Here is an 11,423-nt window from a genome sequence, read left to right as displayed (position 1 = left end):
CGGCGGTGGTGCACTGGGCCTGCTCAGTGCACCACCGCTCCATCGACCGCATTCATTCTTACCCCCGCTTCGGGCGAGCCGTGTTACAATATCAGAATCTCTAAATCCGTGGTTTCGGTCGAGCGATTGGCTTGATACAGCCCACGGCGCCTCGAAATCGAACACCCCCATGGACCAATATGTACCTCGCCAGTCCTGTCGACTCAGTTTCCATTTCCTGGTTGGTGCTCGCCGCCGCTTTCCTGGCCGTCGCCTTCCCCTTCACATTCCGGCACCCGTCCATCGGCATCAAGAATCGCATCGGACTCTTCGGGGCCTCTGCGGTGGGATTCCTGGTGGCGTTGGCCTTCGGCTCGGCGAAGCACGAAGCCATGCGTCACAGCCTGGTGCTGTACGCCGACGCCATGCTGTGCCTGTGCGCCGCCGGGATCCTCATGTCGGCATCCATCAGGGGCGTACCCGCCGGTGTGGAAATCGATACGGCCGTCCAGAAGAAGATCGGCCTCAGGGCAGTGGCCCTGATGGTCGTCGTCGGCGTCGTCGCGTACGGCCTGGAGTTCATCTGAGACCGCGCCCGGGTACCACGATTCAACCTGGCGACGCTGGCGAGTGCCCCCTCGGTCGATTGGCTGACGGCGTCGTCGCCCTGGGCATCCAGGCCCACTGGGGCTGCCGCATCTCTGCGGCAGCCCCAGTGTCGTTCCCCGGGCCGCTCCTCCGTCGGTAAAAGTCACGTAAGAAAGCGGAGGGCTTGGCTCCGTAAAGTGATCAACGGGGGAGGAACTGGACATCGGTCGCGGTAACGTCGCTCGCGCTGGTCGCGAGTGTTCTTGCAGGAAGGCGGGGTTCCAGCTGCCTACCGGCAGTCCGAATCCATGCGTCGGCATGGCAGCCGTCGCCAGCGGCGCTTCGCACGCTGCTCAGTAAGAACTGCCTTTTGGTGTGGATCTGGTGCTGCGGCAGTACGTCGCGCATTCATATTGGATCCGGACATCCGACAGGCAGTCAGTTGATGAGAATTCCACGTTCCCGGCAGGGCCTCAGTGCGCGGCGGTCCGCCGTGCGGGCCGGTGCCGCGGGTATAGCCTCGGCGCTGCTGGCGCCGGTGCTCGGCGCCACGGTGCCCGCAGCCGCCGCCACACCGCATCCGGCCCCCCTCGCATCCGCCTCCTCGTCCGCGTCGCCCTCGCCCTCGCCCTCGCCCTTGAGCGCGGATGCGGCGTCGTCGCTCGCGCGGCAGACGGGCAAGCCGGTGGTGGCGGCAGCGGAGACGACGTCGACGTCGACGTTGACGGCGAACCCGGACGGAACGCTCACGCTGACGCAGAACCTGGCCCCGGTGCGCAAGCTGGTCCACGGCCAGTGGCAGAACCTGGACGCGACCCTGGTCCGCAACGCGGACGGAACCTGGTCGCCCAAGGTCAGCTCCAGCCCGCTGACCCTCTCCGGCGGCAACAGCAGCGCACCGCTGGCGACCATGCGCTCCGGCGACGGCGAGCTCGCCCTGTCGCTGCCGACCGGCTTCGCACTCGGCACACCCACGGTCTCCGGCGCCACCGAGACGTACCACGGCGTGCTGCCGGGCGTGGACCTGGTGGTCACCGCGGAGGACAGCGGCGGGTTCAGCGAGGTCCTGGTCGTCGACAGCGCCCGAGCCGCCGCCAACCCCGCCCTGGCCACCCTCGCGCTGGGCGCGCGGGCCAGTGGGGTCACGCTCGCCGGCGACGCGGCCGGCGACATCACCGGCCGTGACACCCACGGCCGCACCCTGTTCGCCGCCACTGCCCCCACCATGTGGGACTCCGCCCAGCCCAGCACCGACACCGCCCGAGTCAGGTCCCTGGCCACCGGCCAGAGCGTGCAGGCCCACTCCGGCAACCCCATCGCCTCCACCACCGCCGGTCCCGGGACCAGTGCCCACCACGCGAGCCTCAAGGCCGCCTACCGCACCGGCCGCATCACCCTGACCGCCGACGCGAACGTGCTGCGCGGCAAGGACACGGTCTACCCGGTCTACATCGACCCGAACTTCACTCCCAGCGGCCAGTCCGACACCGTCCAGGCTTGGGCCACCGTGGACAGTGAATGGCCCAGCACCGCCTTCTACGACCCCGCCGCCGCCACCCCCGGCCCCCTGCACGTCGGCTACACCAACTGGACCTCGGACGTCTCCACCAACCGGTCCTTCCTCCAGACCAGCGTCCACAGCGCCGTCTGGGACGCCACCGTGCTGACCTCCACCATCTCGTTCTACGAGAACTGGTCCGCCTCCTGCACCGCCGAACCGGTCGACCTCTACCAGACCGGCACCATCAACTCCGGCACCACCTGGAACAACCAGCCCGCCTGGATCAGCAAGCTCGGCTCGGACAACGTCGCCAACGGCTGGTCCACCTCCTGCGGACCCGGCGACGTCACCTACAACATCCAGCCCACCATGCAGGCCGCCGCCAACGGCCACTGGTCCAACGCCACCTTCGGGCTGCGCGCCGACGACGAGAGCAACGACCTCGCCTGGAAGCAGTTCTCCAAGCAGGCCACCATCACCACCACCTACGACCACACCCCCAACATCCCCACCGTGCTGACCACCAGCCCGGGCACCACCTGCACCGCCACCAACCCCACCATCCTCGGCCTGGGCGACGTCGACCTGCGCGCCGCCGTCTCCGACCCCGACGGCACCACCAGCCCGCTGACCGCCGACTTCACGCTGAAGAACCTCACCAGCAACGCCACCTACACCCAGGCCGTCAACGCCACCAGCGGCACCACCGCCGAGGCCGCGTTCTCGCACACCAGCACCAGCGGCCCCTTCCAAGCCCTCACCGCCAAAACCGAGTTCGCCTGGTCCCTGACCGTCACCGACCAGAAGCTCACCAGCAAGCCCAGCACCGCCTGCCACTTCTCCTACGACCCCACCGCCCCCGGCGCCCCCACCATCACCCCCGTCACCTCCAGCACCAGCCAGTGCGACGACCTCGGCACCGACAGCATCGACGCACTGTGCACCATCGGCACCACCACCGCCTTCACCATCACCGACACCAACACCAACAGCTCCGGGGGTGTCACCAACTACGCGTACCAGCTGAACGGTGCCGCGCCGGCCACCGCGACCGTCGCCTCGGCCAGCCCCTACACGGCGACGATCTACGTGAAGCCGACCGAGCAGACGAACATCCTGAGCGTGACCGCGCTCGGCGCGGGTGGCAACGTCGGAGACGTGGAGTCCGTCGCGTTCATCGCGAAGGCCCCGGCGACGGCCGCCAGTGACGACATGACCGGCGACGGCCACGCCGACCTGCTCACCGTCGGGGGACAGAACACCCTGCCCGCCGGTCTGTGGCAGGCCACCACCAGCGGATCCGGTCAGCTCAACACGACCGCTCGGAATGTCGGCATCGACGGCAACGGCGTCTCCACCACCGAGACCCCCACGTCCTTCACCGGCACCCAGGCCATCACCGGCCACTTCTCCACCGGCGTCGGCTTCAACGATGTCCTCGACTACGGCTACAACACCGGCACCGGCGCCGTCAGCGGCGAGATCCTGCGCGGCCAGGGGGACGGCAGCACCCTCAACCCCGTCGCTGCCCTTCCCGTCACCAACGCCACCGGCGTCTTCACGATCAACGCCACCACCACCAACCCCGACGGGACCACCACCACGACCCCGTCGTACGCCACCTCCGTCGCCAACGGCGGCAGCCTCTACAACACCGTCAACGGCAACACCGTCACTGGCTACCCCGACCTGCTCATGGTCCTGGGCGGCTCCCTCTACGACGAGCAGTCCAACGACGGAGTGGGCAGCTACCCGGGCGCTGACGCCGCGGTCGACCTGACCGACTACAACCCGTACTGCCTCGCCCAGAACGCCGCGAACAGCAACACCGCCTGCACCAACGGCTGGAACGGCTGGACCGTCTCCAGCACCCTCACCGGCGGCCTGCCCGAGGTCTTCGCCCGGGACACCGGCACCAGCAGCACCGACCCCTCCGCGGGTCAGCTCTGGTACCTCACCCCCGGCGTCCTCAACACCCTGGAGACCGACAACCTCAGCAACAACGGGGCGGTCGACACCAGCGCCACCGGCCTGGTCGAGGCCGCCACCACCGGCTGGGACGCCACCACCGCGCCCACCCTCAAGGCAGCCGACATCAACGGCGACGGCACGCCCGACCTGTGGACCGTCGGCGCGACCGGCGCTGTCACCGCTCACCTGATGACCCTCAACGGGACCACCGCCACCTGGACCACCCAGAGCAGCCAGGCCCTCAGCACCGAGACCCACAACTGGCCCCTCAACGACGCCGGTGCGGACGCGGTCGCCACGGCCGCCGACACCACCAACGGCACCGCGCTCCCGCTGACCGGCTCCGCCGGCGGCGCGGTCTGGTACACCAAGGACCTGTTCGCCCCCGACGTGTCCCTGGACGGGAGCAGCGGCTCCCTGCACGCCTCCGCTCCGGCGGTCACCACCTCGCAGAACTTCACCGTCTCGGTGTGGGCCGACCCCAGGACCGTGGTCGCGGCCGACGACGCGGTCCTGTCGCAGGACGGGTCGAAGGACTCCGGCTTCGCGCTGTTGGCCAGCGCCACCGGCTGGAACTTCTGCCTGGCCAAGACCGACACCGGTCCGTGGAACGCCGACTGCGCGGAGAGCAACATCCCCGTCCACCTGGGCCTGTGGACCCACCTGACGGCGACCTACAGCGCCTCGACCGGCGAGATGACGCTCTACATCAACGGTGTCCCCGACGGGCAGGCGACCCACACCGCGGTCACCGGCTTCACCGGTGACTTCCAGGTCGGCGAGGACCTGCTCAACGGTGCCCGCAACGCGTACTTCAACGGCGACGTGTCGCAGATCCAGACGTGGAACCAGACGCTGACTCCGGCCCAGGTGCTCGCGGCCGGTACCGACGCCGCCAACGCCACCGCCACCCTGTTCCCGTCGAACGGCCGTACCTACCCCAGCGGCAGCCAGTGGAACCTGGGCGCCGACACCATGACGTTCAACGCGGGCCTGCTGACCGTGGACCTGGCCGGCACCCCCCTGTACACGATGGGCAAGACCGGCTACCCCAACGCGGTACTGACGCTGCAGAGCGATGGCAACCTGGTCAGCTATGACGACGCCGCTGACGCCGCACTCGGCAACACCGGTTCCCTCGGTGCCACCGGGACCAGCGGCCACGCCGGTGACGCCATGCTGTTCCAGCCCGACGGCAACCTGGTCATCTACGACGCCTACGGCAACGTGCTGTGGGCCAGCCACACCGACTACGCCGGATCCGACCGCTGGCAGCTCACCGCCGCAGGCAACGCCACCGACACTGCCTCCACCAACCCCGGCACCGCCGTCGGCGGCGTCAGCTACGGCCCGGACCACTCCAACAACGCCAACGGGGCCGCCGTGTTCGACGGCACCGACGGAATCATCCGCACGAACGCCCCCGCGGTGGTCACCACCGGCAGCTACACCGTCTCCGCCTGGGTCAAGCTCAACAACCTGACCAACACCCAGATCGCCGTCGGCCAGGGGACCGTCAACCACCAGTCCTTCTACCTCGGTATGAACCCCAGCAACGGAGGATGGATCTTCCAGACCACCACCACCGACACCGCCGCCACCACCTTCCCCACCGTCGACGCCAAGGCAACCGCGGGCACCTGGACCCACCTGGTCGGGACCTACGACGCGGCCAACGGCAGCCAGGCGCTCTACGTCAACGGCGTGCTGGCCGGTACCACCACCAACACCGCCCCGCAGTACAACCCCGGCGGGGCCCTCACCATCGGCGCCATCGAGGCGGCGGGCTCCACCACCCCCTACTGCCAGGTCAACGGCAGCGTCAGCGACGTGCGGGTCTACCCCACCGCCTTCGGCCAGGCCGCGGTCACGGCGCTCTACACGAGTTCCTGACCCCTGGTCACCCCGGAGGGCGGGCCGGTCGACCACTCACGTCGCCGGTCCCGCCCTCCACCCGAGAAGCAGCGGGCCCTGAGGGCCGCGAGGGTAAGAGTAGGGCGTGAAAGCGGACTTGGTGACTCCGCTAATGGATCAAGATGAGGATGATTCGGACATCGGGTCGCTGTCGCGTGACGCACACTGTCCGAGTGCGTTCTTGCAGGTGGGCGACGACGGTTGGTGCGCTACTCGGTGAACAGTTCCTCTTGACGGGGCGCCAGCGCCGCAAGTGCGTCGCACACTTACTTCCCTCGGCTCTCCGGTAGGCAGACAACTCATGAAGAATCCGCATTCCGCGTACGGTTCGAGAGCGCGACGCCTCGCCGCGCGGGCAGGAGCCGTGGTCATAGCCTCGGCGCTGCTGGCGCCCGCCCTCGTCGGCACAGTGCCCGCCGCCGCTGCCACCGCTCCCGGACAGGCACCCGCACCAGCGACCACGGCATCCGGCACGTCCTCGTCCGCGTCCTCGTCCAGGCTCGGTGAAGACCAGGCGATGGTGCGGGCGCGACAGACAGGGAAGCCAGTACTGGCGACGGCGGAGACGACGTCGACATCGACCCTGACGGCCAACCCGAACGGGACGCTGACCCTGACGCAGGACCTGGCCCCGGTGCGCAAGCTGGTCCACGGTCAGTGGCAGAACCTGGACGCGACCCTGGTCCGCAACCCCGACGGCACCCTCTCCCCGAAGAGCAGCACCAGCCCCCTGAGCCTGTCCGGCGGCGACAACAACGCGCCGTTGGCAACGATGCACTCCGGCGACGGCGGGCTCGCGCTGTCCCTGCCCGCGGGTTTCCGGCTGGGCACCCCGACTGTGTCCGGCGCGACCGCCACCTACCGCAGCGTGCTGCCGGGGGTGGACCTGGCCGTCACCGCGCAGGACAGCGGTGGGTTCAGCGAGGTCCTGGTCGTCAAGGACGCCCAGGCCGCCGCCAACCCCGCCCTCGCCGACCTCGCCCTGGGTACACAGACCAGCGGAGTGACGCTGGCCAGCGACGCGGCCGGTGACATCACCGGCAAGGACGCGCACGGCCGGACGCTGTTCGCCGCGACCGCGCCGACGATGTGGGACTCCGCCCGGCTCGCCGCGAAGACCCCGTTGGCGAACGCTCCGGCCACCGGTCAGAGCGTCGACGCCCACACCGGAACCCCGGTCGCCTCCGACACCACCGGACCGGGTGCGGGCGCACACCACGCCAGCCTCAGGGCCTCCTACCGCGGCGGCCGGGTCGACCTGACCGCCGCCACCGCCGTGCTGCGCGGGAAGGACACGGTGTACCCGGTCTACATCGACCCGACCTTCGTGCCCACCGGACAGACCGACACCGTCCAGGCTTGGGCGACCGTGGACAGCGAGTGGCCCTCGACCTCCTTCTACGACCCCGCGGCAGCCACGCCGGGACCGCTGCACGTCGGCTACACCAACTGGACCTCGGACGTCTCCACCAACCGCTCCTTCTTCCAGACCAGCGTCCACAGCGGTGTCTGGAACGCCACTGTCCTGTCCTCCAGCATCTCGTTCTACGAGAACTGGTCGGCCTCCTGCACCGCCGAACCCGTCGACCTCTACCAGACCGGGAGCATCAGCTCCGGTACGACCTGGAACAACCAGCCCGCCTGGATCAGCAAACTCGGCTCGGACGACGTCGCCAACGGCTGGTCCACCTCCTGCGGACCCGGCGACGTCACCTACAACATCCAGCCCACCATGCAGGCCGCCGCCAACGGCCACTGGTCCAACGCCACCTTCGGGCTGCGTGCCGACGACGAGAGCAACGACCTCGCCTGGAAGCAGTTCTCCAAGCAGGCCACCATCACCACCACCTACGACCACGCCCCCATCACCCCCACTGCCCTCACCACCAGCCCCACGACCGACTGCACCGCCGGTAGCCCGACCGTCCTCGGCCTGGGCGACGTGGCCCTGCGCGCCGCGGTCTCCGACCCCGACGGCACCATCAGTCCGCTGACCGCCGACTTCACCCTGAAGAACCTCACCAGCAACGCCACCTACACCCAGGCCGTCAACGCCACCAGCGGCACCACCGCCGAGGCCTTCTACTCCCACACCAGCGCCACCGGCCCCTTCCAGGCCCTCACCGCGAGGACCGAGTTCGCCTGGTACCTCACCGTCACTGACCAGAAGCTCGCCAGCAAGCAGTCGGTGACCTGCCACTTCTCCTACGACCCCACTGCCCCCGGCGCACCGACCATCGCCGCCGTCACCTCCAGCACCAGCCAGTGCAGCGACCTGAGCACCGACAGCACCGACGCACTGTGCACCGACGGCACCGCCGCCGGGTTCACCATCACCGACACCGACACCGACACCAGTGTCCCGACCGGCTACGAGTACCAGCTCAACGGGGGCAACCCGATCAGCGTTCCGGCGCCCACGTCCAGCCCGTACAGCGCGTCGATCTCGGTCAAGCCGACCGAGCAGACGAACACCCTGACGGTGACGGCGATCGGCGTGGGCGGCAATATCGGGGAAACCCAGGACTTCCGCTTCATCGCCCGCCCACCCGCGACCGCCACGAGTGACGACATGACCGGTGACGGCCACGCCGACCTGCTCACCGTCGGCGGCCAGAACGGCCTGGCACCCGGACTCTGGCTGGCCGCGGGCAACGGAACAGGCCAGGTCAACACGACCGCGCGCAATATCGGCATCGACGGCAACGGCGTCTCCACCAGCCAGACAGCGGCCTCGTTCAACGGCACCCAGGCCATCACCGGGCACTTCGTCACCGGGGCCGGTTTCAACGACGTCCTCGACTACGGCTACGACGCCAGTACTGGCGCCGTGAGCGGTGAGATCCTCCCCGGCCAGGGGGACGGCAGCACCCTCAACCCCATCGACGCCACCCCGGTCACCGACGCCGCAAGCATCTTCACGAAGAACACGACCACCACCAACGCCGACGGCAGCACCACAACGACCACGAACTACGCCACCGCCATCGCCAACGGTGGGGGCCTGAACAACACGGTCAACAGCGCCCCCGTCACCGGCTACCCCGACCTGCTCCTGGTCATCAACGGCTCCCTCTACGACGAACCCTCCAACGTCGACGAAGGCAGCTATCCGGGCGCCGACACGGCAACCGACCTCGCTGACGTGAACCCGTACTGCCTGGCCCAGAACACCGCCAACGCCAACACCGACTGCACCACGGGCTGGACCGGTTGGACCCTGGCGAGCACGCTGCTCAACGGTCAGCCGGTGCTCTTCGCCCGGGACACCAGCAGCAACGGCTCGGACCCCGCAGCCGGACAGCTGTGGTACCTCAGCGCCGGAAACCTGTACAACCTCGCCTACGACTCGCTCAGCAACGGCGACGCCGACACCGGCCTCTCCGCGATCGAGGTGGCCGCCACCGGCTGGGACTCGACCAGCCAGCCCACGTCGCAGGCGGCTGACATCAACAACGACGGCACCCCGGACCTGTGGACGGTCAGCGGCAACAGCAACGGCACCGTCACCGACACCGCCCACCTGATGTCCCTGAGCGGTACCACCGCGACCTTGGCCGCGCAGACCGGCCAGTCGCTCACCACCGCCACACACAGCTGGCCGCTGAACGACTACGACACCACCGGCGCCACCGCCGCCGACACCACGGCCGGCACCCCCCTGAACCTCACCGGCAACAGCGGAGTCACCGCCACCACCGGGGACCTGTTCACCCCCGACGTCACCTTGACCGGCAGCGGCAACGGCTCCTTGAGCACGAGCGTCCCAGCGCTCACGCTCAGCGGCAGCTTCACTGTCTCCGCCTGGGTCAAGCCCACCGTCAACAACGTCTCCGTCCTGTCGCAGGACGGTTCCGGCTCCGCCGCCAACTCCGGCATGGTCGTGTCCGCGCTCAGCAGCGGCTGGCAGTTCTCCCTCAACACCACCACGGGCGGCGCCTGGACCTTCGACAACATCGTCGGTGGCACCGTCCAACTCGGGGCCTGGGCCCACCTGACGGCCACCTACAACGCGAACACCCAGGTCATGGACCTGTACGTCGACGACGTCCACGTCGCCACCGGCTCCCACGCCCCTGTCGGCGCCGTCGGTGACTTCCAGATCGGTGACAGCGACCACTCCGGCGCCCGCGGCGGCTACTACACCGGTCAGATCGCGAACGTCCAGGCCTGGAACGGCGCAGCGGTCGCCCCCGTCCAGCCCTACACACCGGCGAGCTACCACCAGTCCGTCCTTCCCGTCCGCATCCTGGACACCCGCAGCAACGTCGCCTACACCGACGGTGCGGTGACCGCCGGTACCGCCACCGTCCAAGGCGGCTCCGTCGTCCCGCTGCGGATCGCCGGCGACAGCGTCACCCCGGCCACCACAGGTGCTCCCGCCACCATCCCGGCGTCGGTCACCGCCGTCGCCGTCGACGTCACCGCCACCAACCAGAACGCCCCGGGATTCGTCACCGCCTACGCGGACGGAACCCAACGCCCCATCACTTCCTCAACCAACTACACGGCCAACGACACCGTCACCGGCTACCAGATCGTGCCCGTCGGCAATGACGGAGAGATCGACCTCTACACGGCCGGCAGTTCCGCCAATACCAGCGCCCTGATCGTCGACCTCACCGGTTACTTCACCAGCGACCCGAACCTGACCAGCGACCAGACCTACACCCCACTGGCCACCGCCACACGTGCCCTGGACACCCGCGCCAGCACGGCTGACACCACCGGCCTGACCGCTGTCGGCACGGTTCCGGCCAACACCGCGTTCACTCTGCAGATCACCGGCGACAGCGGAGTTCCCAGCACCGCGACGGCGGTGGCAGCGAACCTGACCACCGCCGGCCAGACCGGCAGCGGCTACCTGGAGGCGTACGCCACCGGCTCCGACCCGACCGCGATGACCAGCCTCACCTACTCCACCGCCGACGCCATCTCCTCCATGGCGGCCGACATCCCCCTCAGCGGCACAGGGAGCATCACCATCGCCAACCGCGGCAGCGCCGCCGCCGTCATCGTCGACATCTCCGGCTACTACACCACGTCCACCACCGGCCAGACCTACCACGCCGTCAGCCCGACCCGGCTCGTCGACACCCGAAACGGCACCGGTGGCACGTCCGCCGCACCGGTCGCGGCCTGGGGCACCTACACCACCGACCAGGCCGACACCCAGCAGGTCACCACCGCGACCCAGCCCACGCTCGTCACCATGCTCACCATCACTGACGACAGCGACGCCGGGAACGTCATCGCCTACGAGTCCGGAACCACCCAACCCACCACCTCCAACCTCAACTGGAACGCCGCCCAGACAGTGGCCAATCTGGCCCTCACCCCCACCAGCACTGGCGGCCAGATCAGCCTCTACAACCACAGCGCGGCGACCATCGACCTCGTCGTCGACTGCAGTGGCTACTTCGCCTAGAACGGCACAGCCCCACTGACGCACAGCGACTCGACCGGGACC

At 69.0% G+C, this 11,423-nt stretch carries 4 protein-coding genes; 3 read left to right on the top strand and 1 reads right to left on the bottom strand.

Annotated features, from left to right (window positions below; translation table 11 throughout):
- Positions 1-221: 221 nt before the first annotated feature.
- Positions 222-566: a hypothetical protein gene (locus GXP74_RS29295; protein WP_182454249.1), complete on the top strand. Its 345-nt coding sequence runs from the start codon at positions 222-224 to the stop codon at positions 564-566.
- Between the two features lie 439 nt (positions 567-1,005).
- Here GXP74_RS29295 and GXP74_RS29290 read toward each other — a convergent pair whose 3' ends face one another.
- Positions 1,006-1,317, bottom strand: coding sequence for a hypothetical protein (locus GXP74_RS29290; RefSeq protein ID WP_182454248.1), 312 nt, complete (start codon positions 1,315-1,317; stop codon positions 1,006-1,008).
- A 22-nt stretch (positions 1,318-1,339) separates the two neighbouring features.
- On the opposite strand from GXP74_RS29290, the gene GXP74_RS41670 reads away from it, so the two are divergent.
- Together GXP74_RS41670 and GXP74_RS29280 are read left to right on the top strand one after the other, a co-directional pair.
- On the top strand, positions 1,340-5,932 hold the full coding sequence (locus GXP74_RS41670; protein ID WP_182454247.1) for a LamG-like jellyroll fold domain-containing protein: 4,593 nt from the start codon (positions 1,340-1,342) through the stop codon (positions 5,930-5,932).
- Between the two features lie 385 nt (positions 5,933-6,317).
- Entirely contained in the window at positions 6,318-11,381 is a 5,064-nt protein-coding gene (locus tag GXP74_RS29280; RefSeq protein WP_182454246.1) for a LamG-like jellyroll fold domain-containing protein, read from the top strand.
- Positions 11,382-11,423 lie beyond the last annotated feature (42 nt).

Origin of the sequence: Streptacidiphilus sp. P02-A3a, from assembly GCF_014084105.1 — a bacterium.
GTDB lineage: Bacteria > Actinomycetota > Actinomycetes > Streptomycetales > Streptomycetaceae > Streptacidiphilus.
The sequence above is the reverse complement of the archived record's forward strand: the minus strand, read 5'-3'. Positions and strand labels throughout refer to the sequence as shown.